At 71.9% G+C, this 22463-nt stretch carries 24 protein-coding genes; 14 read left to right on the top strand and 10 right to left on the bottom strand.

Annotated elements, in window-relative coordinates:
* Window positions 1-168: 168 nt before the first annotated feature.
* From JOD64_RS24725 to JOD64_RS24715, 3 genes are all read left to right on the top strand, one after another.
* On the top strand, window positions 169-597 hold the full coding sequence (locus JOD64_RS24725; protein WP_307813614.1) for an SRPBCC family protein: 429 nt from the start codon (window positions 169-171) through the stop codon (window positions 595-597).
* Window positions 594-1595, top strand: coding sequence for an SDR family oxidoreductase (locus JOD64_RS24720; protein WP_204944421.1), 1002 nt, complete (start codon window positions 594-596; stop codon window positions 1593-1595). The genes JOD64_RS24725 and JOD64_RS24720 overlap by 4 nt, the downstream gene beginning before the upstream one ends.
* Before the next feature lie 166 nt (window positions 1596-1761).
* Window positions 1762-2529: a polyprenol monophosphomannose synthase gene (locus tag JOD64_RS24715; RefSeq protein WP_204944420.1), complete on the top strand. Its 768-nt coding sequence runs from the start codon at window positions 1762-1764 to the stop codon at window positions 2527-2529.
* A gap of 192 nt (window positions 2530-2721) precedes the next feature.
* Here JOD64_RS24715 and JOD64_RS24710 read toward each other — a convergent pair whose 3' ends face one another.
* The gene (locus tag JOD64_RS24710) at window positions 2722-4329 is read right to left on the bottom strand and encodes a phytoene desaturase family protein (protein ID WP_204944419.1); all 1608 of its coding nucleotides are present in this window, start codon (window positions 4327-4329) and stop codon (window positions 2722-2724) included.
* A 72-nt stretch (window positions 4330-4401) separates the two neighbouring features.
* Between JOD64_RS24710 and JOD64_RS24705 the strand changes: the two genes are divergently transcribed.
* A complete protein-coding gene (locus JOD64_RS24705) occupies window positions 4402-5835 on the top strand; it encodes an aldehyde dehydrogenase family protein (RefSeq protein ID WP_204944418.1) in 1434 nt (477 codons plus the stop codon).
* 69 nt (window positions 5836-5904) lie between these two features.
* On the opposite strand, the gene JOD64_RS24700 is transcribed toward JOD64_RS24705, so the two are convergent.
* On the bottom strand, window positions 5905-6306 hold the full coding sequence (locus JOD64_RS24700) for a ChaB family protein (protein ID WP_204944417.1): 402 nt from the start codon (window positions 6304-6306) through the stop codon (window positions 5905-5907).
* A 177-nt stretch (window positions 6307-6483) separates the two neighbouring features.
* On the opposite strand from JOD64_RS24700, the gene JOD64_RS24695 reads away from it, so the two are divergent.
* The 4 genes from JOD64_RS24695 to JOD64_RS24680 all read left to right on the top strand — a co-directional run bounded on the left by JOD64_RS24695 (window position 6484) and on the right by JOD64_RS24680 (window position 8854).
* Entirely contained in the window at window positions 6484-7467 is a 984-nt protein-coding gene (locus JOD64_RS24695; RefSeq protein WP_204944416.1) for a YihY/virulence factor BrkB family protein, read from the top strand.
* Between the two features lie 100 nt (window positions 7468-7567).
* Window positions 7568-7984 carry a DUF2795 domain-containing protein gene (locus tag JOD64_RS24690; RefSeq protein ID WP_204944415.1) on the top strand — a complete coding sequence of 139 codons (417 nt, stop codon included), beginning with the start codon at window positions 7568-7570 and terminating at the stop codon, window positions 7982-7984.
* A 52-nt stretch (window positions 7985-8036) separates the two neighbouring features.
* Window positions 8037-8498, top strand: a complete 462-nt coding sequence (locus JOD64_RS24685; protein WP_204944414.1) for an SRPBCC family protein — start codon at window positions 8037-8039, stop codon at window positions 8496-8498.
* A gap of 113 nt (window positions 8499-8611) precedes the next feature.
* Window positions 8612-8854, top strand: coding sequence for a hypothetical protein (locus JOD64_RS24680; RefSeq protein WP_204944413.1), 243 nt, complete (start codon window positions 8612-8614; stop codon window positions 8852-8854).
* Here the strand turns inward: JOD64_RS24680 and JOD64_RS24675 are convergent.
* On the bottom strand, window positions 8812-10158 hold the full coding sequence (locus JOD64_RS24675; RefSeq protein WP_204944412.1) for an MFS transporter: 1347 nt from the start codon (window positions 10156-10158) through the stop codon (window positions 8812-8814). The two genes, JOD64_RS24680 and JOD64_RS24675, sit on opposite strands and share 43 nt — an antisense overlap.
* A 158-nt stretch (window positions 10159-10316) precedes the next feature.
* On the opposite strand from JOD64_RS24675, the gene JOD64_RS24670 reads away from it, so the two are divergent.
* Window positions 10317-10526, top strand: coding sequence for a hypothetical protein (locus JOD64_RS24670; RefSeq protein ID WP_204944411.1), 210 nt, complete (start codon window positions 10317-10319; stop codon window positions 10524-10526).
* Here the strand turns inward: JOD64_RS24670 and JOD64_RS24665 are convergent.
* Entirely contained in the window at window positions 10523-10972 is a 450-nt protein-coding gene (locus tag JOD64_RS24665) for a hypothetical protein (protein WP_204944410.1), read from the bottom strand. The genes JOD64_RS24670 and JOD64_RS24665 overlap by 4 nt on opposite strands.
* 164 nt (window positions 10973-11136) lie before the next feature.
* Here JOD64_RS24665 and JOD64_RS24660 point away from each other — a divergent pair, with 164 nt between their 5' ends.
* Window positions 11137-11490, top strand: a complete 354-nt coding sequence (locus JOD64_RS24660) for a DUF6401 family natural product biosynthesis protein (RefSeq protein ID WP_204944409.1) — start codon at window positions 11137-11139, stop codon at window positions 11488-11490.
* A gap of 68 nt (window positions 11491-11558) precedes the next feature.
* Here the strand turns inward: JOD64_RS24660 and JOD64_RS24655 are convergent, their stop codons facing one another.
* Window positions 11559-12371 (bottom strand): mechanosensitive ion channel family protein, encoded by an 813-nt coding sequence (locus tag JOD64_RS24655; RefSeq protein WP_204944408.1) that lies wholly within the window; start codon window positions 12369-12371, stop codon window positions 11559-11561.
* A gap of 198 nt (window positions 12372-12569) precedes the next feature.
* Between JOD64_RS24655 and JOD64_RS24650 the strand changes: the two genes are divergently transcribed.
* The 3 genes from JOD64_RS24650 to JOD64_RS24640 all read left to right on the top strand — a co-directional run bounded on the left by JOD64_RS24650 (window position 12570) and on the right by JOD64_RS24640 (window position 16815).
* Window positions 12570-14708 carry an ATP-binding SpoIIE family protein phosphatase gene (locus JOD64_RS24650; protein ID WP_204944407.1) on the top strand — a complete coding sequence of 713 codons (2139 nt, stop codon included), beginning with the start codon at window positions 12570-12572 and terminating at the stop codon, window positions 14706-14708.
* A gap of 26 nt (window positions 14709-14734) precedes the next feature.
* The gene (locus JOD64_RS24645) at window positions 14735-15412 is read left to right on the top strand and encodes an HAD family hydrolase (protein ID WP_204944406.1); all 678 of its coding nucleotides are present in this window, start codon (window positions 14735-14737) and stop codon (window positions 15410-15412) included.
* Between the two features lie 107 nt (window positions 15413-15519).
* Entirely contained in the window at window positions 15520-16815 is a 1296-nt protein-coding gene (locus JOD64_RS24640; protein WP_204944405.1) for a cation:proton antiporter domain-containing protein, read from the top strand.
* Window positions 16816-16823: 8 nt separating this feature from the next.
* Here JOD64_RS24640 and JOD64_RS24635 read toward each other — a convergent pair whose 3' ends face one another.
* The 3 genes from JOD64_RS24635 to JOD64_RS24625 form a co-directional block, all read right to left on the bottom strand.
* Window positions 16824-17678 carry a sigma-70 family RNA polymerase sigma factor gene (locus tag JOD64_RS24635; RefSeq protein ID WP_204944404.1) on the bottom strand — a complete coding sequence of 285 codons (855 nt, stop codon included), beginning with the start codon at window positions 17676-17678 and terminating at the stop codon, window positions 16824-16826.
* Between the two features lie 4 nt (window positions 17679-17682).
* Complete coding sequence (locus JOD64_RS24630; RefSeq protein ID WP_204944403.1) at window positions 17683-18363, bottom strand: NAD(P)-dependent oxidoreductase; 681 nt, start codon at window positions 18361-18363, stop codon at window positions 17683-17685.
* Window positions 18364-18636: 273 nt separating this feature from the next.
* Window positions 18637-19596 (bottom strand): NAD(P)/FAD-dependent oxidoreductase, encoded by a 960-nt coding sequence (locus JOD64_RS24625; RefSeq protein WP_204944402.1) that lies wholly within the window; start codon window positions 19594-19596, stop codon window positions 18637-18639.
* A gap of 109 nt (window positions 19597-19705) precedes the next feature.
* Here JOD64_RS24625 and JOD64_RS24620 point away from each other — a divergent pair, with 109 nt between their 5' ends.
* Complete coding sequence (locus tag JOD64_RS24620; RefSeq protein ID WP_363724002.1) at window positions 19706-19921, top strand: DUF3072 domain-containing protein; 216 nt, start codon at window positions 19706-19708, stop codon at window positions 19919-19921.
* A 29-nt stretch (window positions 19922-19950) separates the two neighbouring features.
* Here the strand turns inward: JOD64_RS24620 and JOD64_RS24615 are convergent, their stop codons facing one another.
* Both JOD64_RS24615 and JOD64_RS24610 read right to left on the bottom strand, forming a co-directional pair.
* The gene (locus tag JOD64_RS24615; RefSeq protein ID WP_204944401.1) at window positions 19951-20451 is read right to left on the bottom strand and encodes a metallophosphoesterase family protein; all 501 of its coding nucleotides are present in this window, start codon (window positions 20449-20451) and stop codon (window positions 19951-19953) included.
* Window positions 20452-20528: 77 nt separating this feature from the next.
* Window positions 20529-22367 carry a glycoside hydrolase family 15 protein gene (locus tag JOD64_RS24610; RefSeq protein ID WP_204944400.1) on the bottom strand — a complete coding sequence of 613 codons (1839 nt, stop codon included), beginning with the start codon at window positions 22365-22367 and terminating at the stop codon, window positions 20529-20531.
* Between the last annotated feature and the right edge of the window lie 96 nt (window positions 22368-22463).

The following is a 22463-nucleotide window of genomic DNA, read 5'->3' as shown; positions in this document are numbered from 1 at the left end:
CCGGCGGGTTCCCTGCGCCCCGAGGAGTAAACGTCGTCACCGAGGCGGTGGGCCAGCGCGCCGGCGGTGCCCGGACCGGCCTTACCCGCCGCGCGGGAGAAGCTAACCCGCAAACCGTTACCCGTGTCGTGGTGTGGGTATGGAAGCCCAGTGGCGATTGTGGAGAAAGTGATCCAAGCTCCCCCGCAGCAGGTGTTCGACGTGCTCGCTGACGGGTGGTCGTACAGCGACTGGGTGGTGGGTACGACACACGTGCGGGACGTGGACGACACCTGGCCCCGAGTGGGCAGCCAACTGCACCACAAGGCCGGGCCGTGGCCGTTCTCGTTGCAGGACGCCTCGACCGTGCTGGTCTGCGAGCCGCCGCACCGGCTCGTGCTGAAGGCGGGTCTCTGGCCGGCCGGCGAGGCGATCGTGGCGTTCACGCTGCAGCCGGTCGACGGGGGCGCCACCCGGGTACGCATCGGGGAGGATTTCGCGGCCGGCCCGCTGCGCTGGGTCCGCAACAAGGTCAACGATCTGGTGCTGCACCTGCGTAACCGGGAGACCCTGGACCGGCTCGCCGACTTCGCCACCCGGCAGAAGGGGCCGCAGTGACGCAGACCGTGGTGGTGACGGGCGCGAGCGCTGGCGTTGGACGCGCGGTCGCGCACGCGTACGCGGCGCGGGGCGCCCGGCTGGCGCTGCTGGCCCGGGGAGACGCCGGCCTGGCCGCCGCCGAGCGGGAGTGCCGGCAGCGCGGCGCCGCCGACGTGCGCGTGTACCGGGTCGACGTGGCCGACGCGGGTGCGGTGCAGCAGGCCGCCGACGACGCGGTGCACCGCTGGGGCCGCATCGACGTGTGGGTCAACAACGCCATGGCGTCGGTCTTCGCGCCGGCCTGGGAGATCCCGGCACGCGAGTTCCGGCGGGTCACCGAGGTGACCTACCTCGGCACCGTGCACGGCACCCTGGCGGCGCTGCGGCACATGCGGGCGCACCGGCGGGGCACGATCGTGCAGGTCGGCTCCGCGTTGGCCTACCGGGGGATTCCGCTGCAGTCGGCGTACTGCGCGAGCAAGCACGCCGTGCAGGGGTTCAACGACTCGCTCCGCGCCGAGTTGCTGCACGACTGCCCGGCGGTGAAGCTGTCGATGGTGCAGTTGCCGGCGGTGAACACACCACAGTTCTCCTGGGTCCGCACCCGGCTGCCCCGGCATCCGCAGCCGGTCCCGCCGATCTTCACGCCGGAGCTGGCCGCCCGGGCGATCGTGTGGGCCGCCGACCGCGGCACCAGGGAGCTGAACGTGGGCGGCCCGACGTGGAAGGCCCGACTGGCCGACATCCTGTTCCCCGGCCTGCTCGACCGGAAGCTGGCCCGCGACGGGTACGAGAGCCAGCAGACCGGAGACGAGATCGATCCGACCACCTGGCGGGACAATCTCGACCAGCCCGTCGATGAGGACACAGACCGGGGCACGGCGGGCGTGTTCCATGAACAGGCGCGTAACCGGTCGGCGGCGCTCTGGGTCGGCACCCACAAGCCGACGCTGTCCGGTGTCGCGCTCGCCGCTGTGGCGCTCGCCCTCACCGCCGTGGCCAGCCGCAGACGTTGATCGCCGCCGCTGGCGCTGGCACGTACGCCCCGACCAGCGCATCGATGCCCGGACGACTACTCGGTGCCCGCCATCACGCAACGCCCGGACGGGGTGCCTCTTCAACCCGGACCTGACAACTGGATACCCTTTCCGGGAGCCCTTTCCGCAAACCGAGGATGTCCGCATGATCAAGCCTGTGCAGCTGCCGTCGCCGTGGCGGGACGCACGCCTGACCGTTGTCGTGCCCACCTACAACGAGGCGGGCAACCTGCCCACGCTGGTGGAGCGGCTGCTGGCCCTGCCGCTGCCCGGCCTGCGCATCCTCGTCGCCGACGACAACTCTCCCGACGGCACCGGCGATGTGGCCGACAAGCTGGCCATTGAGCATCCGGACCGGATCGAGGTCGTGCACCGCGCCGGCAAGGAGGGCCTCGGTCGGGCGTACGTCGACGGTATGACCCGGGCGATCGAGGGCGGCGCCGAGTATGTGGCGCAGATGGACGCCGATCTGTCGCACCCGCCGGAGGCGCTGCCGGGGATGCTGGGCGCGCTGGTCTCCACCCAGGCCAGCGTGGTGATCGGTTCCCGCTACGTGCCTGGCGGAGAGCTCGACGAGAACTGGCCGCTGTACCGTCGGGCCCTCAGTGGCTGGGCGAACCTCTACGTGCACACCCTGCTGCGGGTGCGCATCCGGGACCTGACCGCCGGCTTCAAGATCTGGAAGGCCGATGCGCTGCGCGACATCGATCTGAACCGGGTGCAGTCCAACGGCTACAGCTTCCAGGTGGAGATGCACTACCTCGCCACCAAGCTGGGGCACACCATCCTGGAGGTGCCGATCCGTTTCGAGGAGCGGCGCGACGGCATCTCGAAGATGACCACCGCGACCAAGGTGGAGAGCGCCCTGATGCCCTTCCGCCTGCGAAGCAAGCACCGCAACATCACCCGCTAACCCCCGTCTACCCCAACTAACCCCCACCCACCCACCCGGCCCCCGGTCCGGCCCTGGCCCGCCCTCGCCGGTTGATCATGAGGTTATTGCCACTCGCATCGGCGTGTCGTCGCAATAACCTCATGATCAACGGGCGAGGTGGGGTGGGAGGCCGGACCCGGGGCGGTGGGGGGTAGGGGGGTGGGGGGTGGGTTAGTTGGGGTAGAGGGCGCGGTGGGCTGTTGCGATGGTTGCGGCGTAGGCGCGGCCGGTCAGCGCGCGGTCGCGGGCCAACGCCGCGCGGGCGGCGTTCGCGCCGGGTGCGCCGTGTACCCCACCGCCGGGGTGCGCCGAGGAGCTGGCCAGGAAGAGCCGGTCCACCGGGGTGTCCGCCCGGCCCAGGCCAGGGATCGGGCGCAGGAAAAGCTGCTGGTACGCGGCGGCGGTTCCGCCGCCCAGAGCCCCGCCGACGAGGCTCGGGTTGCCCTTCTCCAGGTCGGCCGGCCCGGCCACGTGTCGGCCGACGATCAGTTGCCGGAAACCCGGTGCCGCCGCCTCCAGCACGTCCTCCATCCGCTGCACGTGCCCGGCGATGTCCTCGGCCCGCCAGGTGCGGCGGAACGGCAGGTGGGTGTACGACCAGAGCGACTCGGTCCCCGGCGGGGAGTGGCTCGGATCGGCCACGGACATCTGCCCGACCAGCAGGAACGGGTCACGGGGCAGCTCGCCACGGGCCAGCTCACCCGCGTAGTGGGTGAGCCCGTTCAGGTCCGCGCCGAGGTGCACGGTGCCCGCGCCGACCAGCTCCCGGTTCGTCCATGGCACCGGCGCGGAGAGCGCCCAGTCCACCTTCAGCGTCGAACCGTCCCACCGGAAGTGCGCCAGGTCCTCCACCAGCCTCGACGGCAGCGCCGCCGCACCGACCAGGTCGAGGTACAGCGCTGGCGCCGGCACGTCGGCGAGCACGGCCCGGCGGGCTCGCCACAGCGCGCCGCCCTCCGTGCGTACCCCCATCGCCCGGCCCCGGGCGGTGAGCACCCGGTCGACGCGGGCGCCGTAGAGGATCGCTCCGCCGCGCTGCTGCAACCGCGCCACCAGCGCGTTGGTGATCTGCTGCGCGCCGCCGTCGGGCACCGGCCAGCCGACCTGCTGGCCGAGCATGGCCAGCAACCACCCGTACACGCCGGAGCCGGCCTCCTCGGGGGACAGGTCGGTGTGCAGGGCACAGCCGGCCAGCAGAGCTGGCCCGCCGGCGCCGTCGAAGAGTTCGTCGCCGAGTTTGCGGACCGGCACCACCAGGCGCCGCGCCAGTCGCAGCGCGCCGGCCACGCGTAGCCGACGCAGCAGACCCAGCCCGCCGCGTACCGGTGGGAACGGCGAGGTGATGGCCTCCAGCATCGGCTCGGCCACCTCGAGCCAGTCGGAGTACGCGTTGAGCCAGCGCTTGCCGTCACCGGGGGCGAACTGCTCCAGTGAGGCGGCTGTGACATCCGGGTCCCGGTTGATCACCGCGGACCGGCCGTCGGGCAGCAGGTGCGCCAGCACGTCCGGCGCGTGCCGCCAGGACAATCCGTGCCGACCCAGGTCGAGGCTGCCCAGCACCGGTGAGGCGTACCCCAGGGGGTAGAACGAGCTGTAGAGGTCGCTCAGGTAGCCGGGCGCGGTGACCTCGGCGGAGCGGACCGCGCCGCCGGGCACCGCGGTCGCCTCCAGCACCGCCACCTCCCAGCCGGCGTCGGCCAGCAGGTTGGCCGCCACCAGACCGTTGTGACCGGCCCCGACGATGACGGCGTCCACGCTCTGCGCGGAGGTGGTTGTCATCCGATCCGCCTACCCGGCGCGCAACCGGGCGAAACGCGTTTGCCGCGCCGAGGTCGGGGCATCCAGCACCGCATGTACACGGTTGCGCAACTGGTGGGCGGAGTGTGGGGCGCGGGCGGCGACGGTGGCGAACTGGTCGTGCGTGATCCGGCGGACGACTCGCCGGTCAGCACGGTGCCGGTGGCCACGGCCGACGAGGTCGGCAAGGCGACCCAGGCGGCACGCAATGCGGCGGCCCAGTGGGCGGCGACCGCGCCCGCCGAGCGGGCCGGGGCGCTACACCGGGCCGCGGACGCGGTGGAAGCGGTCATCGAGGAGTTGTCGGAGGCCGTCACCGCCGAGATGGGCAAGCCGTTGGCGGACGCCCGCGGCGGCGTCGAGGCAGGTATCGGCACCCTGCGACAGTACGCGGAGCTGGCCCCGTTACGCGGCGGGCGGACACTGAACGGCGAAGCGGACGCACTGGACTTCCTGACCCCGCAGCCGCGCGGTGTGGTGGCCGCGATCACGCCCTGGAACGACCCGGTGGCGGTCTCCTGCGGGCTGCTCGGCGCTGCCCTGGTCACCGGCAACGTGGTGCTCTACAAGCCGAGCGAACGGACGCCGGCGACGGGCTGGCTGCTGGCGAGGGCCCTGGATCAGGCGTTGCCGGCCGGCGTGTTGTCGCTGCTCACCGGCGGCCCCGAGGTCGGTGCGGCGCTGGCGGCCCAGGAGGTCGACGTCGTGGCGCACGTGGGGTCCACCGCGACCGGGCGGGCGATCGCCGCCGCCGCGGCCCGCACCGGCGCGAAGGTGCTCCTGGAGAACGGCGGCAGTGACCCGTTGATCGTCGACGCGGGCGTCGACCCGGAGTGGGCGGCCGGTCAGGCCGCGCTCGGTGCGTTCGCCAACGCTGGGCAGATCTGCGTGGCGGTGGAGCGGATCTACGTGCACCGGACGGTGGCCGAGGACTTCGTCGCCGCCCTGGTGCGGCGTGCCGGGGCGCTGCGGGTCGGGCCGGGCCGGGACCCCGGCACCGAGCTGGGCCCGCTGGTCGACCGGCGGCACCGGGACCACGTGCACGGGCAGGTGGCGGCGGCGGTGGCGGCCGGCGCCCAGGTCCGCCTCGGCGGTGAGGTCCCGGACGGCCCGGGAGCGTTCTACCCGGCCACGGTGGTCACCGACTGCCGGCACGACATGCCGCTGGTGCGGGAGGAGACGTTCGGGCCGGTCGCGCCGGTGGTGGTGGTCGACTCGTTCGACGAGGCTCTGCGCTGCGCCGCGGACTCCCCGTACGGGCTGGCCGCCACCGTGTTGACCGCGTCGATGACTCACGCGCAGCGGGCCTGGCGGGAGCTGCCGGTCGGCACCGTCAAGGTCAACGCGGTGTTCGGGGGCGCGCCGGGCGGTGCCGCGCACCCGCGCGGGGCCAGTGGGCAGGGCTTCGGGTACGGCCCGGAACTGCTGGACGAGTTCACGGCCACAAAGGCGGTGCACATCGAGGCGCCGGGCGGCGGGCACTGGTGAACGGTACGGGCGGACGCAGGTGTCGCGCGTCCGCCCGTACCGCGTCGGTGTGTTCCGGCGCGGTGCTGGTCAGTCCCCGCGAGCCTTGCGGGTGGCCCGGTCGTTGGCCTTCTCGATCGCCTTGACCAGGTCCGGCTTGGTCATGCTGGACCGGCCGGGTACGTCGAGTTTGCGGGCCACCGACATGAGGTGGTCCTTGGTGGCGTTGGCGTCCACTCCAGCGGCGGTGGGAGCGCGCCGTTCCGGCCCGCCACCGGCGGCCTGCTGGTCGCTCGGGCCCTTGCGGCCCTTCGGCTCCCAGTGGTCGCCCACCTTCTCGAACTGGTGCTTTACCGCGGCGAAGGCGGTGCGGTGTGACCGCTCCCCCTCACCGTAGGTCTCGACCGCCGAGTCGTGTGTCTTCTCCCAGGTGCGCTGCGCCTTATCCGGGGAGCGTCGCAGCGTGCTGGGCAGGTCCTCGCGCCCGGGCATCTCGTCCTCCTCCGTGTCGACAGGGTCACCCCGACCGTTCCCCTGTGACGCGGCGGCAAACCATACGCGGTACCCGCGCGGGGCAGGGCGAGTTTGTCGATTTCGTGATCCGGGTACCGGCGGGCCAGGCCCGACCGGACGACCGGTCATCCGGTGGCCGGGGCGCAGGGAGCGGGCATGACGACCACGGAGCCCGGTACGACGCGCGACGGCGCACAGGACACGCGTGTTCCCCGGCGGATGCGGCAGCTGAGCTGGCGGACCTGGCGCGGGGTGCTGGTCCGCAGCGTGCGGAACTTCGTCGACGACAACTGCTCCGACTGGGCCGCCGCGCTGACCTACTACGGGGTCCTGGCGCTCTTTCCGTCCGCCATCGTGGTGGTGGCCCTGGTCGGTCTGGTCTCCAGCGGCGAGCAGACCGTCGACACCGTCGTCGACCTGGCCAACCAGGTGGGTGCCGGGTCGGTGCTGACCGACAAGGACGGCGTGGTCGGGGTGATCCGGTCCGTGGTGCTCGAGCAGAGCAACCCCGAGTTGCTGCTGAGCTTCGGCCTGCTCGGCGCGCTGTGGTCCGCGTCGGGCTTCATCGGGGCGTTCACCCGGGCCTCCAACGCCGTGTACGGGGTGAGCGAGGGCCGGCCGGTCTGGAAGCTGCGGCCGTTGCAGATCGGCCTGGCCGCGATCACGTTGGTGCTGCTCGCGGTGGTCGCCCTCGGTCTGATCGTCAGTGGCCCGGTCACCGACGCGGTCGGCGACCTGATCAACGCGGGGGGCCTGGCTCGCACGGTGTGGAGCGTGGCGAAGTGGCCGGTACTCGCCATGATCATGATGGCGTTGCTGTCCCTGCTGTTCTGGATCGCCCCGAACGTGCGCCAGCCCCGCTTCCGCTGGCTCACCCCCGGCGGCGCGGTGGCCCTGCTCTCCTGGGCGGCGGTCTCCTTCGCCTTCGGCTTCTACGTGGCCACCTTCGCCTCGTACAAGACGACCTACGGCAGCCTCGGTGCGGCCATCGCGTTCCTCGTCTGGCTCTACCTGTCCAACTCGGCGCTGATGCTGGGGGTGCAGATCAACGCCGAGGTGCAGCGTGGACGGCAGTTGCAGGCCGGTGACCCCGACCCGGAGGAGCCGGTGCTGCCGCCACGCAAGCCCGCCGACGACTGACGCCCGTTCGGGGTCGGATGTCCGGTCCGGGGCCGGGCCGAGGGCCGGTTCGTGGCCCGGTGCCGGTTTACCGGGCACGGGGCCGGGTAGCGCAGAAGGCATGGAGCGTGGCAACAGCAAGCACGGACCCAGGATCGACGAACAGATGAGTCAGGAGGTCAGCGGCCTCGTGCAGGGGCCGGGGACCGGCGGCTCTCGGATCGACGAGGCGCGGGTGCCGGAACCGGCTGGCGAGGACCAGCCGGAGGTGACCACCGCGCCGGCCGGCGAGACGCGCACCGGTGCCCCGAAGGGGATGAGTTCCGTCGACGTCGAGCAGCGCAGCCGGCTCGGCCGGTTCATCTCGATGAGCGCGCTGCCGGGCGACCGCATGGTGCTCATCGCCAGCGCCCGCGAGAACGAGGCGCCCGACGACATCGTGGCGGCGCTGGAACGACTGCCCGAGGGCACCGTCTACCAGACGGTTTCCGAGGTGTGGGCCGCGCTCGGCAACAAGAACGAGACGACTCGCTGGTGAGAGGAATCGCCCCCCGATTCGATGACCACCAGCGGCTGAAGGAGGTTCTCTCATGAGTGGCGTTACCGAACACGTCGAAGTTTCCGTACCCGTCCGCACCGCGTACGACCAGTGGACGCAGTTCGAGCAGTTCCCCGAGTTCATGGAGGGTGTGCAGGAGGTCCGGCAGCTTTCCGACACGATGACCCACTGGACGGTGGACATCGCCGGGGTGAAGCGCGAGTTCGACGCCGAGATCACCGAGCAGCTTCCCGACGAGCGGGTCGCCTGGCGCTCGACCGACGGCACCCAGCAGGCCGGTGTGGTGACGTTCCACCGGCTCGACCCGGACAAGACCCGGATCACCCTGCAGCTCGAGTTCGAGCCGCACGGGGTCGTCGAGCAGGCCGGTGACAAGCTCGGCATCGTCGACCGACGTGCCAAGGGCGACCTGGAGCGGTTCAAGACCTACATCGAGCGACGCGGTCATGAGACCGGCGCCTGGCGCGGATCGGTGGACCGTCCGCAACCGTGATCCCGTACGCGAACAGCGCGTGATGGCCGCCGGAATTCCGGCGGCCATCGCTGTGGCTGGGCCTTGTCGCACGGCGCCGTTTGCGATCATCGCGCCCGGGTACGGCTGATGGCATGACCGACGACAGGGTGTGGCGAGACGAGGAACGGCTTCCGTTGGAAGAGCTGGAGCGCGCGGTGTCGGGCTCCAGCCTCGACGGGCAGGCCGACGACGTGACCGGCAACGACGCAGGCGAGGAGGCCGCATTCGGGCACGGTCCGGAAGCGGCGGACAACGGGGCGAACAGCCGGGAGGCCACCGACCCCGAGCGTGCCTACCGCCCGTCCACCACCGGCCGGACCGGGCCGGACGTCTGATCCTCCCCGCCGGGCTGAGCCGGCACCGGTGGCGCGACCAGCTCCGCGGCGGGTCGACCGGTCGATCGGCGTGCCCCCCACTCGTGCAGCACGATCAGCGCCAGCGCGAGCACCACCAGGGCCGAGCCCAGCACCTGCACCGACGTGTTGGCGATCAGCACGCCGAGCCCGGCGGGGACGAGCGCCGCGCCGATGCCGGCGGCACCGATCTGCAACCCGATGGCCCGGTCCGCGTGCGCCGCGCCGACTCGTTCGGCGGTGGTGAGGGTGAGCAGCGGGAACACCGGCGCGGCGGCGAAGCCGACCACGACCAGGCCGAGCACCGCCAGCGCGGCCGGCCCGGGAACGGCGATCAGCGCCGCGCCCACGGCCATTCCGACCAGGCTGACGCGCAGCACCAGCCCGGCCCCCAGGCGCTCGGCCACCACACCCTGCACCACCCGGCCGACGAACAGGCTGCCCCAGTACGCGGAGACGCAGCCGCCGGCCACCGCCGCGCTCACGCCACGCCCCTCGGTCAGCAGCAGGAACGCCCACAGGCCGGCGGACACCTCGATGGCGACGTACAGCACGAAGGCGAGGGTCCCCGACCAGACCGCCGGCAGCAGCAGCGTCGCCCGGATCGGAACTCGGACGGCCGGTGACCTTTCGGTGCCCGCGTCGGCGGGTGCCGTCCCCACGGCAGCGCCCGCTTCGGTTCTGGCCGTGGCGGTGCCCGCTTCGGTTCTGGCCGGGCTGTCGCGTTGCCAGGCGCGCACGGTGAGCGCGAACGCGGTGGCGAGCACGAGCTGCGCGACGGCCACGATTCCGTAGCCCCACCGCCAGGCCAGCCCGGCGCTCAGCGCCCCGGTCATGATCAGCGGCCCGATCGCCACGCCCAGGCCGAAGAAGGCGTGCAACCAGTTCATGTGGCGCGGCCCGAAGGCCCCTGCGGCGTACGCGTTCAGCCCGGAGTCCACCGCGCCGGAGCCGAGCCCGAGCAGCAGCGCACACGCCACCAGCACGCCCAGCGCCGGGCTCAGGGAATAGCCGGTCAGCGCCAGGCTGGCCAGCAGGGTGCTGCCGGCGAGCAGCGCACCGACGCCGACCCGGGCCAACGTGAACCCGGCCAGCACACTGGAAGTGAGATAACCGACGGTGCCCGCGGTGAGCACCAGACCGACCGCCTCCGTCGGCACACCGAAGTCGCCCCGGATCGAGGGCCAGGCAACCCCGAGCAGACCATCGGGCAGGCCGAGGCTGACGAACGCGAGGTAGGCCAGCAGGAGCAACGAGGCGCGGGGGCGCGCGGGCGTGGTGGACACGGGACACCATCCTGCCGCAGGCGCACCCTAGCGCCGTAGGTGTCCGATCGCCCACGGCGGAAAGAAATCGTGTCCGGACGGTCGAGAAAGCGGACAGCTCGTCCAGAATCGGCCGATCGGAGGACGGCAAGCCGGTTGATTCGCGTAAGAATTTCGGGATGTCTCAAGGCTCCGGAATCCTCTCGACGCGTCAGCGCCGGCTCGCCTGGCTCGGCTTTCTGCTCGCCGCGCTGCAGGCGCCCTTGTCCGCCAAGCTCGTCGCCGACGAGTCGTGGCTGTTCAGCCTCTGCGTCGCGCTGATGGTGGCCACCGTGATCATCGCTGACGACGCGGCGCGGCGACGCCCGGCCGACGCGACAAGCGACTAACCTCCGCTGGCCGGCCGGGCCTCGTGACCTGGTCGGCCCCGACTGCGGCGGCGTTCCTTCATCTCCGCCTCGTAGAGGTGGCGTCGCCCGCCCACCAGCTCGTCGCGGGCCTGCTGGTCCAGCTCCCGGAACAGCGCGTGGTAGCCGTCGTCGAAGTCCTCGACGATCTGGAACGTCCACCGGCCGGCGATGACATTCCGGCCCAGCAGTTCCGTGTCGATCCGGTCGGCGAGGTGCGGATGTCCGGCGGCCCGGAACTGCTCCACCGCGTCGTCGAGCATGAGGTCGGCGTGGCCGATCAACTGGTGCAACGAGTACAGATGCCCCCGGGCCCGCTCCACGCACTCCAGTGCCTCGCTGAGCTTGCCGAGCGCGGCGACCGTCGCGTCGCTCACTGCCGGCGGGCGCCGGTGCTGCTCGTCCGGTCCGTCCGGCTGTTGTCCCATGGCGTGCCTCCGTACCGTGTGCCGCCCTCTGCGCGTGGTTCTCCTGGTGCCCCGTCTGTGCCGGATCAACCCCCGCGGCCAGCACCTGGCGTCCAGGTGGCGCAGGCGACACCCGCCGGCCGGCCGAGGTCGACCCGGTGACGCGTCGGTTAACCTCGGTCACCATGCGTGTGCCGTTCAACCGGGTCGCCTCCCGTACCGCCGTCGACTCGGCGCGGTCCACCCTGGCCGCCCTCACCGTCTCCGTGGGCACCGTCGGGCTCGCCGCCGCCGCCGCGCGACCAGGGCTGCTGGCCCTCGTCGACCAGCATGCGGCCGCCGTGCGGGACAGCCTCGATGGTGACCGCCAGCCGCTGACCGCCGCGGCCCTCGCCGGCTACGCCGAGGGGGTCCGCGCCGCTGCCCTGGAGCACGGGTGGGCGCCGCCGGACGGTTCGGTGGACTGGAGCGAGCCGGATTGGCTGCTCACCCGGCTGCTCGCGGTCTGCGCGCTGGCCCGCTCGCTCGATCCGGCCTGACGGGGACGGGGAGGGCACCCCGCGTCGTCCGCGGAACACCCTCCCCACCCTCCGTGCCTTTTGCCATGCTACGAGCGGTATTGCGGGGCTTCCTCCTCCACCCGAGGCATGGCCTGGGTACGATCGCCCCCGCGGTCGGCCATCTGCCGCTCCACGTCGCTCCGCCCGGCCACGTTGGCCTGACGCTGCTGCTGCACCGCCCGGGCTTCCCGAGCCGCCCGCTCCAGCCAGCCGTCCCAGCGTTTCTGCATCGGCTTCACGAGACCGCCACCGACACCGACGACCAGGATGCCGCCCACCGTGGCGAGCACCGCGATCAACACCGGGGTCGTCACCGTGGTGGCGATACCCACCTGGTTCAGCGCGGCGATCACGCCGAGCGCGATGATGAAGATCGCCGTCAGGTCGGCCAGGACCTTGCCGTACGAGAGTCCTCCCAGCGCCCCGGTGACCAGATCCCGGGCGGCGTTGGCGATCGCGGCCGCCACCACCACGATGACGATCGCGATGAACGCACGCGGCAGCCAGGACACCACGCCGCTGATCAGGTCACTGATCGCGTTGGGCCCCCAGACTCCGAACGCGAACTGCAGCGTGAACAGCAGTACGGCGTAGTACGCCAGTCTGGCCAGAATGTCGGAGGCGTCGTACTTCGTTCTCTCCAGGGCCCGTTTGATACCGCCGCGTTCGACCGCTTGGTCGAAGTGCACCCGTTCTAGCACCGCATCCACGACCTTCAGGACGGCTCTGGCGATGAGCCAGCCGACCACGAGGATGACGATGAAGGCCACTGCCTTCGGGATGAAGAGCAGCACCGACCTCCAGGTGTCGGCGATGGCATCGCCGATGTCGGCCTGCCGGACCGCGAGGGTTTTCAGCATGATGTCCCTCCTGTCGCATGGACTGCGCCGGGCGCATACCCGGCTACCGGTCTGGCAGTCCGCGCAACGCGCCGAGTTTTTTGCGGCAGGCCGCCGGGCAGCGGCCCTGAACTGCCCGAACGGCCACCTCGATGGTGAAAGCGACGGCCCGCCGCTATGATCGGATGCCTTTTCCGGTCAGCCGACTAGGCTGCGAACATGCCAGGAACGGTCGGGCGAGTCCCCACGCCAGCAACTCCGGCCCCGGAGGCATCCGCCGGGCCCGGGGCGGCCGCTGACGTGCTCGCCCACGACTGGGCCGGCACCCCGCTGGGCCCGCCCGAGAGCTGGGACGTGGCGATCCGGGCGGTCGTCGACCTGATCCTCGCCTCACCGATGCCGATGGCCCTGGCGTACGGCGACGACCTCGTTCTGCTCTACAACGCCGGCTACGCCGAGTTGCTGGGCGCCAAACACCCGAGCGCCCTCGGCCGCCCGGCCGCCGAGGTGTTCGCCGAGATCTGGGCGCTGCCCGGTGTCGGCCAGGTGTTCGAGCGCACCTACCGGCAGGGCGTGCCGTTCCTGGAGAGGGAATCCACCCTGCCGTTGGTGCGTGGGCACTCCGCGACGGTGGAGCAGGCGGTCTTCACCCGGGGCTACTCGCCGGTGCGCGACAGTGCCGGGCAGATCGTCGGCACGTTGATGGTCGCGGCCGAGACCACCCATGTCACCGAGCAGTTGCAGAGCCTCAGCGAGGTGGCCGCGGCGCTCGCCGGCACGCTCACCCTCGACGACGTGGCCCGGGTGACCCTGCGGTGGGCGATCACCACGTTCGACCCCGACCAGGTCTCGTTCGCGGTCGACGAGGGCGGCGGCGGCTGGCGCATGGTGCGCCGGGTCCGCGGCGAGTTGCTGGACGAGGCAGACGAGCGCCTTCCCCCGCTCTGGCGACGTGCCCCGGCGGGCTGGACGGCCCCGGTGGTGCAGGCGGCACGCTCCGGCGGCCCGTCGTTCATCCGCGACGGGCAACCGCTGTGGGAGATCGCGGTGGACCGCCACGACCAGAAGATCCGCTCGATGGCGGCTCTGCCCCTGGGCACCTCGGTGGTCCGCGGCGGGCTGGCGGTCGGTTACCAGGTGCCGCACACCTGGTCGCCCGCCGAGCGGGCGCTGCTGGCCGCCTCGGCCGAGTTGATCGGCCAGGCCGCCGAACGGGCCCGCCGGTTCGAGACCCAGCACGGCACCGCCCAGCTGTTGCAACGCAGCATGTTGCCGGAGCACCTGCCGGACCTGCCTCGGTTGCGGGTCGCGGCCCGCTATGACCCGGGGGTGGACGGCAACGCCGCCGGCGGTGACTTCTACGACGCGTTTCTGCTGCCCAGCGGCGCGCTCGGCGTGGTGCTGGGCGACGTCGCCGGCCACGACGTGCAGGCCGCCGCGCGGATGGGGCAGGTCCGGGCCGCCCTGCGTGCGCTGGCCCTCGCCGACCCGGCGCCCGACGCGGTGCTGGCGGGGTTGGACCGCCTGGTGACCAGCCTGGGCGCGGAGGCCGGCACACACGAGCTCTTCGTCACCGTGGTGTTCGGGGTGATCGACGCGGGGCGGCGGGAGTTGACCCTGGCGAGCGCCGGCCACCCCGCGCCGCTGATCCGCCGCAGCGACCCGGCGGGCCGCTCGCACGCCGAGTACGTCGACGTGCCGGCTGGTCCCCCGCTGGGTCTCGGCGGCCGGCCGAGCACCGTCACGGTCGCGTTCCGCCCCGGAGACACCCTGCTGCTGTTCAGCGACGGGGTGGTGGAGCGCCGGCGGCAGAGCCTCACCACCGGGCTGGCCACCCTCGGCGACGCCGTCGCCAAGGCCGGCAGCGGCGACCCTCGCGCGCTCTGCGCGGTGGCCACCGCGGCGGTACCGGGCAGCACGGAGGACGACGTGGCCGTGCTGGCGGTGGAGCATGCGCTCAAGCCGAGTCGTTCCGCGAGCATGGAGGTGCCTGCCGAGCCGACCGCGCCCAGCCGGGTTCGGCACTGGATGACCGGCCAGCTCACCGAGTGGCGGGTGCCGGAATCGGTGATCGGGGCCGCGGTGCTCTGCACCAGCGAGTTGACCACCAACGCGTTGCTGCACGCCGGCACGGCCGCCCGCGTGGAGATCGACCTCAGCCCCGAGCGGCTGCTGGTCTCGGTGGCCGATTCCGGCACCCGGGGCACCGTGACCCGGACCCGCACCGACACGTTGAGCAGTCGTGGGCGGGGCCTGGGCCTGATCGAGGAGCTCAGTGACGCCTGGGGCACCGACCCGTCGGTCCGCGGCTCCACGGTCTGGTTCGAGATTCTGACGCCGCCGACCGCGCATCCCTGAGACGCCCGACGGGTAGGAGGACGCCCATGCGTACCGACCAGCCCAACGGAGTCCTCTTCGACGTCGACGGCACCCTGGTCGACACCACCTACCTCCACACCGTGAGTTGGTGGGAGGCGCTGCGCCAGACCGACCAGCCGGTGCCGATGGCGACGGTGCACCGATCGATCGGGATGGGTTCGGACAAGCTCCTGGACCATCTGCTGGGCCCTGAGCGGGACCGGGACGCCGACGAGAAGCTGCGCGACGCGCACGACACCCTGTACGCCGAGTACTGGGAACGCCTCACGCCGCTGCCCCGGGCGGCGGACCTGCTGCGCGCCTGCGCCGAGCGAGGGCTGCGGGTGGTGCTCGCCACCTCCGCCTCGGAAGCCGAACTCGGCGCGCTGCGTCGGGCGCTGGCCGCCGATGACGTGATCGACACCGTCACCTCCTCGGCGGACGCCCAGCAGAGCAAGCCGGCGCCGGACATCCTGGTCGCCGCGCTGACACAGTCCGGGTTGACCGCCGAGCGGGTGGTCTTCGTCGGCGACTCGGTGTGGGACGTCGTCGCGGCCGGCGCGTTGAGCATCCCGTGTGTGGGGCTGACCTGCGGCGGCACCAGCCGCGGCGAACTCGCCGGCGCCGGCGCGGTGGCGGTGTACGACGACCCCGCCGCGCTGCTGGGCGAACTGGCAGACTCGCCGCTCACCCGACCGAGGTGAGCCTCACTCCGGTTCGCCGGCCCGTACGCGCATAGCCGGAGGCCCTCCGGGGCATGGTCTGTCACCACCTGCCCCGCGCCTCGCGGGTGCGGCGGAAGGGTGGTGCCGTGGAGCCGGTAGACGTGGCATTCGCGCTGGTGGGCCTGGGCGCTCTGCTCGCGGGCGTCCTACCGCGGGTGCTGGAGCGGCGCCCACTGTCGATGCCGATCGCCTTCCTCGCCCTCGGCATGCTGGTGTTCCTGCTGCCGGTCGGGCTGCCGACCCCGGACCCGCTGGCCCACCCGGACCTGATCACCCACCTCACCGAGGTCGGGGTGATCGTCGCGCTGATGGGTGCCGGTCTCAAGATCGACCGTCCGTTAAGTTGGCGGCGGTGGTCGTCCACCTGGCGCCTGCTGGCGATCGCGATGCCACTGTGCATCGCGGCGGTGGCGCTGCTCGGCTGGTGGTGGGCGGGGCTGGTGCCGGCCGCCGCACTGTTGTTGGGCGCCGCGCTGGCCCCGACCGATCCGGTGCTCGCCGCCGACGTGCAGGTCGGCGAGCCGACGGACGTGGAGGATTCCGAGGACGAGGTCCGCTTCGCGTTGACCTCCGAAGCCGGCCTCAACGACGGCCTGGCGTTCCCGTTCGTCTACGCCGCCATCGCCATCGCGTCGACCAGCCTCGCCCCGCGCGACTGGTTCGCCGAGTGGTTCACCGTGGACGTGCTCTGGAAGGTGGGCGTCGGCGTCGGGGGTGGCCTGCTCATCGGCTGGCTGCTCGGCAAGTTGTTCTTCCGTGCGCCCAGCGAGTTGCGGCTGGCCCGGCACGCCGAGGGTTTCCTGGCGCTGGCCGCCACGTTCCTGGCGTACGGGCTGGTGGAGGTGGTCGGCGGGTACGGCTTCCTGGCGGTGTTCGTGGCCGCTCGGGCGATCCGGGCCGCCGAGCGGACCCACGAGTTCCATTCGGTGCTGCACGACTTCGCCGAGCAGGTCGAACGGCTGCTCACCCTGGTGCTGCTGCTGCTGCTCGGCGGCGCGATCGTGGGTGGCCTGCTGGTCCCACTGACCTGGCCGGCGGCTGCCGTCGGGCTGGCGCTGGTGTTCGTGATCCGGCCGCTGGTCGGCTGGTTGTCACTGCGCGGCGCGCCGGGACGGCCGGCCGAGCACTGGGTCATCTCGTTGTTCGGCATCCGCGGCGTCGGCTCGTTCTACTACCTCGCGTACGCCACCACGAAGGCCGACTTCCCGCAGGCCGAACTGCTCTGGGCCACCACCGGGCTGGTGGTGCTCGTCTCCGTGGTGGTGCACGGCATCACGGCGACTCCGGTCATGCAACTGCTGGACGCCGAAGGCGAGCGGACCTCCGACCCGGCCGAACGTGACACCGGCTCCCGCCCGGTCGCCGCGGCCGGGCACGCCTAGGGTCGGTCTCATAAGGGAAGCTTGTCCGGGTCGAGGATCATGTCGATGGCGGCGATGCGCTCGTCGTACACGGTGAACCCCACGACGGCGATGAGTTTGCCGCTCCGGTCGCGGGCGACGACGCCAGCGACCCCGTTGACCAACGCGGGAACGCAGAGGCGTGCGAACCGTGGCCCGGCGTCGGCAGCGCGTGCGGCCACGGCACCAGCGCCGGTGAGCAGGGCGGGTGCGAGCCGCGCACGGCGTCCGTGGTCGGAGCGGAACACGACGTCGGGGGCCAGCAGGGTCAGCAGGGCGTCGAAGTCACCGGCGCGGGCAGCGGCCAGAAACGCGTCGACGACACGTCGCTGGGCGGGCAGACCGGCACGGGGCTGCGGGGCACTCTCGCGCAGTCGCCGCCGGGCGCGGCTGGCCAGTTGCCTGGTGGCCGCCGGTGTGCGTCCCACGACGACGGCCACCTCTTCGAACGGCATACCGAACATGTCGTGCAGCACCACCGCGAGCCGCTCGGCGGGCTCGAGGCTGTCCAGCACCACAAGCAACGCGATGCCGACCGCGTCGGTGTGCAGGCTGGCTTCCTCCGGATCACCGTACTCGCTGACGAGCGGCTCCCAGGTCGCGCTCAACTGCTCGCGGCGTGCCTGCCGGGCCCGCAGCATGTCGATGCACACCCGGCCGACCAGCGTGGTCAGCCACGCGGCCGGGTTGGTGATCGCAGCCGGATCGGCGCGCGTGGTGCGCAGCCACGTCTCCTGCAGCGCGTCGTCGACCTCGATCGACGACCCCAGCAGCCGATAGGCGACGGCCCGCAGCCGGGGGCGGTGCTGCGCCAACTGCTCGGCGAACCACTCCTGGTCGTCCATCTTCCTATTTCCCGAACGCTTCCCGGCGCAGCATCGCCAATAGTGTCGGGGTGCCCTCCCCGGTGGTGACCGCCACGGTCCGGCCGACCCACGCCCTGTCGCTGGCTTGGGCGAGCAGACAGGCGGCCAGGTCGGCGCGGCTGGTGAAGACACCGTCGGAGCGATTCTCGGAGAGCCGGTAGCGAGTGACGCTGTCACTGTCGAAGAGCCCCGACGGACGCACGATCGTCCAGTCGAGGTTGCTGTCCCGCACCATCCTCTCCATGGCGCGCATGTCGTCGTAGGTGGACTTGCCGATCGTGGCGGTGACCAACGGCTGGATGACACGGTTGAGCAGGAAGCCACCCTCGGCGTGGCGATGCGGCTCGGTGGCGCTGGAACTGACCACGACGAGCCGCCGCAGACCCGCACGGCGCATCGCGGCCAGGACCGTCGCGGTGCTACGGCTGTAGACCATCACCGGGTGCCGGGTGAACGGCACCCCGAGGGTCGACAACACCACGTCGGCACCGTCCACGGGGGCATCCACCGTCGCATCGGCGTCCACCACCTCCAAGCCGGGGCCCTTGACCGGGAACGAGTCCGGCTGCCGAGTGACCGCCCGTACGTCATGGCCGGCGTCCAGCGCCTGCTGTACCAGGCGACGACCCGTGCCCCCGTTCGCGCCGAAGACGACGATACGCATCTCGTGAACTCCCTCCCGAAGTGGCTTTTCACAAGAACGTCGATCCGCGCCGATCGTTTGTGACAAGTCGCAGGTCGCGGTGGCCTGGATCGATACGCAGGCGTCCGCCGCCGGCCGGATGCGGGCCCGGGTCGAGGCGGGCAGACGCGGATCCTGGGTGGCGTTCCAGGCGCGGGCCGAGGCCGCAGGTCCCGATTCCGATGGGACGTGAATGTCGGCCGGCATCGTTCCGGGCGCGTCAACACCCAGGGGCCGGGTGTCGGGAAGTGGCGGTCAGGCCAGCCGGGCGGCGATAGCGCGACCCAGGTCCCGGCCGGAGCGCCAGGCGCTCTGCACCCGGGGCTTGCCGAACGCGTCGCCGGCCAGGCCGATCCCGTCGGCATCCAGGTGGTGGCTGGCACCAGCGGAGTTGCCGGTCGGCTTCGCGTACGTCCAGCGGTGCACGTGCACATCGACGGCCTGCTCCGGCAAGCCCAGCAGGTCCCGGACGGCCTGCTCGACCGCCGGGCCGGCCGCGCTGGGCTGGGCCAGGTGTCGGGCGGCGAACTCCGGCGCGGTGTGCGCGACGAGCACCGGCGCGCCGTCTCCGCGCCGGTCGCCGTCGTCGCAGACGAGGTTGAGAACCGGATGATCGTTGACGAACGCACCACGGAAGTCCGGCCAGCGCCGCGTCGGGAAGCGCAGCACCGCGGCCAGTGACGGCGACCAGTGCTGCGCCTGTACGACCTGGGTGGCGTCGGTCAGGGCCGGGTCGAGCAACAGGGCGGCCTGTGGGCCTGGCATGGCCAGGGCAACCGCCGCGCACGACTCGCCGTCCACGGTCGGCCCGCGCTCCACGCTGAGCACCAGCCGGTCGACGGTCACCGGCACCGCGTCGGCCAGGTTCTCGACCAGCGAGCGCAGCCCTCTCGGGGCGGCGAAACGCATCGGCCCGGGCACGTCGTGCTGCCCGCTCTGGTCGTACGCCTGGAAGGTGTCGGTCCATTCGCGGACCAGGCCGGCGGCGCGCCACCGCTCGACCACGGCGACGAAGTCGGGGTCGGTGGCGGTGAAGTACGCGGCACCGATGTCCGCGGGCCGGCCCTCGAAGCGTTTGCTGGCCATCCGGCCGCCGCAGACATGCCCCCGCTCGCGGACCTGAACTGGCACCCCGGCCAGGGTCAACTCCACCGCGCAAGCCACCCCTGCGATGCCCGCCCCGACCACCACCACACCCGACCGGTCCACGCTCATCCGGCGATTTTAGGTGGCGGCGAGTGATCTCAGGTGGCGGCGAGCGGGCAGGCATGAAGGAGCCGAAATCAGGGTAATGGCACACCTGTTCGAAGAAAGGATGATGACGATGACCGACCGAGGCAACGAACAGGCCGACCAGAGCGCGGCGATCAAGGACCCGGACGAGTGGGTCACCGGTGACGAGCCGCCGACCGCAGCTCAGGAGTCCTATCTGAGCACCCTGGCTCGGGAAGCCCACGCGGAGCTACCGCCCGACCTGACCAAGGCCGAGGCCTCCAAGCGCATCGACGAACTCCAAGCAAAAACAGGCCGAGGCCAGTAACCCTCTCCCGCTCGGGACGACGGGGCGGGTCAGGGGCGGGGTAGGCGGTGCAGCTCTACCTGGGTGAGACGGCCGGCGCGAATTTCTGCGGTCAGGTAGGTCGCGTGGGGTTGGGAGCGACGGTCGGTGGGCGAGCCGGGGTTGAGCAGGCGCAGCCCACCGGGGGCCTCGGTGTCCCAGGGAATGTGCGAGTGCCCGAAAACCAGCAGGTCGACGTCGGGGAAACGGGCCGCGCACCGCTTTTCGCGGCCGGTTCGCGGCCCGGTCTCGTGCACGACCGCGACCCGCAGGCCGTCGAGTTCCACCCGGGCCACCTCCGGCAGCCGGGCGCGCAGCGCCGGACCATCGTTGTTGCCGTACACCCCGATCAGACGGCGCGAGCGCAGGGTCATCGCGTCGAGCAGCGCCTCATCCACCCAGTCGCCGGCATGGATCACCACGTCCGCTTCCTCGATGGCCGCCCAGAGAGGCCCGGGCAGGTCCCGGGCCCGCTTCGGTAGGTGGGTGTCCGCCGTGAGCACCAGCCGCATCCTGGCATTGTCCCCCGGCACGGCCACGGCCCCGCCGCCACGGCACGCCACCGCCAGGAGAACAGCGCCAGGGCCCGCTATTCGGAACCGGAACGCGTCGGGGTGAAATGCGCGGGGGGCATGCCGCATTCGCGCAGTGTCGGGTCCAGCTCGACGTCGCTGAGCACGCCGGCGGCGTTGATCAGGCCGATGTGCGAGAACGCCTGGGGGAAATTGCCCAACTGCTCGCCGGTCGACGTGTCGATCTGCTCGGCGAACAGCCCCAGGTCGTTGACCCGTCCCGCCAGTTCGCGGAACAGTTCATGCGCGCGCTCCCGCTCACCGCCCAAGGCGAGGCAACTCACCAGCCAGAAGGAACAGATGACGAAACCCGCGGGGTCGCCCTCCCAGCGCCGCAGCAGGCCGTTGTGCGACAGCCGCCGCTCCACCGCGCTGATCGTCGAGCGCATCCGCGGGTCATCGGCGCGCAGGAACCCCACCAGCGGCATCACCAGCACCGACGCGTCCAACTCGTCGGAATCGAAAATCCCGGTGTACGACTGGAGCCGGTCGCTCCACCCCCGCTCCAGCACCACCGCGCGTACCTCGTCGCGGGCCGCCGTCCAGCGGGCCACGTCCTGCGGCTCGCCGAGCCGGTCGCCGAAGCGGACCGCCCGGTCCAGAGCGACCCAGCACTCCACCTTCGAGGACACGTGGTGGTGTTGGACTCCGCGCTCCTCCCACATTCCCGCGTCCGGTAGCTTCCAGTCCCGCTCGGCCTGGTCGGCGAGCACCCGGAGCAGGTGGTAGACCTCCTGGTCGAATGGTTCCAGCTGGTCGCGCATCAGCCATGCGGCGTCCATGGTGGCGCCGTAGATGTCGCTCTGCCGCTGCTGCCACGCGTTATTGCCGATCATCACCGGCGGGCTGTCGCGGTAACCGCCGAGCTGATCCAGGCGATGCTCGGTGAGGTCCCGCTCCCCCAGCACCCCGTACATGATGGGCACCGGTTTGTCATCGATCCGGCCCATCGCCCGCCCCAACCAGGCGAACTGCCGCCGTACCTCGTCGAAGCACGCCGACCGCCACAGCGCCCGCAGCGTGTGGCTGAAGTCGCGTACCCAGACGTAGCGGTAGTCGTAGTTACGGTCCCCGCCGACCTTCTCCGGCAGCGAGGTGGTCACCGAGGCCACCACCGCGCCGCTGGGTCGGTACGTCATGCCCTGCACCACCAGCCCGCTACGCCGCACCTCATCGGCGTAGAGCCCCGGGTACCCGTGCTCGTCGACCCAGGACTGCCAGCCGGCGACGGTGTCGGCGATGGTCTGATCAGCGTCGGGCACCTTGGGCAGCGGGGCGTCGTACGTCGGGGCGTACCCGAGGGAGAAGTTGTGGGTCGTGCCGGCGCGCACGGCGAAGGTCGTCGCGGCCTCGCCGTCGCCGCACTCCAACCGCACGTCGCTGCGGAACGTGAGCCGTGCGGCCCCGGCGATGGCCTCCAGCATGTCGTCCCGCTCGACCAGGTACGCGGTTGTGCGCCCATACTCGAAGCGCGGCCGGTAGTGCACCCGCATCGGCACCTCACCGGAGAGTCCCTGCACGCTCCGGACCAGCACCTGCGGTGGACGCATCCCGATGTCGTGGCCACGCGAGCCGGGTTCGAAGGCGAGCGCGTCGGTCAGCGCGACGTCCCCCTGCGGGGTGCGGAAGACGGTCCGCAACACCATTGTGTTCTTGAGGTAGCAGCGTTCGACGGTGAAGTCGCCCTCCGGTCGGATCGACCAGTGCCCGGCGTCGTCGTCGAGCAGCCGCCCGAACACCGACGGGGCGTCGAACCGGCCCGGGCACCACCAGTTCACCGAGCCCTTGGTGTCCACCAGCGCCGCAGTCCGGCCGTCGGCGAGGAAGCCGTAGTCGCTGATCTGTCCGCTCTCCACCTCCCTTCCTACCCGGGCCGCCCGCGTGCATTCCCAGGGAGGGACAGCACTCAGCGTGCTCGCTGGCGTTACCGGTCGGCGTGTGCGGGAACCCGG

This window comes from Micromonospora luteifusca (assembly GCF_016907275.1).
GTDB classification, from domain to species: domain Bacteria; phylum Actinomycetota; class Actinomycetes; order Mycobacteriales; family Micromonosporaceae; genus Micromonospora; species Micromonospora luteifusca.
This window is presented reverse-complemented; position numbering and strand designations above follow the sequence as displayed.

Excerpts from the sequence above, each read along its gene's own strand:
- JOD64_RS24630 (WP_204944403.1), bottom strand. The coding sequence starts at position 18,363 with ATGCGTATCGTCGTCTTCGGCGCGAACGGGGGCACGGGTCGTCGCCTG.
- JOD64_RS24660 (WP_204944409.1), top strand. The coding sequence starts at position 11,137 with ATGCGTGTGCCGTTCAACCGGGTCGCCTCCCGTACCGCCGTCGACTCG.
- JOD64_RS24615 (WP_204944401.1), bottom strand. The coding sequence starts at position 20,451 with ATGCGGCTGGTGCTCACGGCGGACACCCACCTACCGAAGCGGGCCCGG.
- JOD64_RS24650 (WP_204944407.1), top strand. The coding sequence starts at position 12,570 with ATGCCAGGAACGGTCGGGCGAGTCCCCACGCCAGCAACTCCGGCCCCG.
- JOD64_RS24705 (WP_204944418.1), top strand. The coding sequence starts at position 4,402 with ATGTACACGGTTGCGCAACTGGTGGGCGGAGTGTGGGGCGCGGGCGGC.
- JOD64_RS24690 (WP_204944415.1), top strand. The coding sequence starts at position 7,568 with ATGGAGCGTGGCAACAGCAAGCACGGACCCAGGATCGACGAACAGATG.
- JOD64_RS24635 (WP_204944404.1), bottom strand. The coding sequence starts at position 17,678 with ATGGACGACCAGGAGTGGTTCGCCGAGCAGTTGGCGCAGCACCGCCCC.
- JOD64_RS24645 (WP_204944406.1), top strand. The coding sequence starts at position 14,735 with ATGCGTACCGACCAGCCCAACGGAGTCCTCTTCGACGTCGACGGCACC.
- JOD64_RS24625 (WP_204944402.1), bottom strand. The coding sequence starts at position 19,596 with ATGAGCGTGGACCGGTCGGGTGTGGTGGTGGTCGGGGCGGGCATCGCA.
- JOD64_RS24665 (WP_204944410.1), bottom strand. The coding sequence starts at position 10,972 with ATGGGACAACAGCCGGACGGACCGGACGAGCAGCACCGGCGCCCGCCG.
- JOD64_RS24715 (WP_204944420.1), top strand. The coding sequence starts at position 1,762 with ATGATCAAGCCTGTGCAGCTGCCGTCGCCGTGGCGGGACGCACGCCTG.
- JOD64_RS24685 (WP_204944414.1), top strand. The coding sequence starts at position 8,037 with ATGAGTGGCGTTACCGAACACGTCGAAGTTTCCGTACCCGTCCGCACC.
- JOD64_RS24620 (WP_363724002.1), top strand. The coding sequence starts at position 19,706 with ATGACCGACCGAGGCAACGAACAGGCCGACCAGAGCGCGGCGATCAAG.
- JOD64_RS24700 (WP_204944417.1), bottom strand. The coding sequence starts at position 6,306 with ATGCCCGGGCGCGAGGACCTGCCCAGCACGCTGCGACGCTCCCCGGAT.
- JOD64_RS24655 (WP_204944408.1), bottom strand. The coding sequence starts at position 12,371 with ATGCTGAAAACCCTCGCGGTCCGGCAGGCCGACATCGGCGATGCCATC.
- JOD64_RS24695 (WP_204944416.1), top strand. The coding sequence starts at position 6,484 with ATGACGACCACGGAGCCCGGTACGACGCGCGACGGCGCACAGGACACG.
- JOD64_RS24710 (WP_204944419.1), bottom strand. The coding sequence starts at position 4,329 with ATGACAACCACCTCCGCGCAGAGCGTGGACGCCGTCATCGTCGGGGCC.
- JOD64_RS24680 (WP_204944413.1), top strand. The coding sequence starts at position 8,612 with ATGACCGACGACAGGGTGTGGCGAGACGAGGAACGGCTTCCGTTGGAA.
- JOD64_RS24670 (WP_204944411.1), top strand. The coding sequence starts at position 10,317 with ATGTCTCAAGGCTCCGGAATCCTCTCGACGCGTCAGCGCCGGCTCGCC.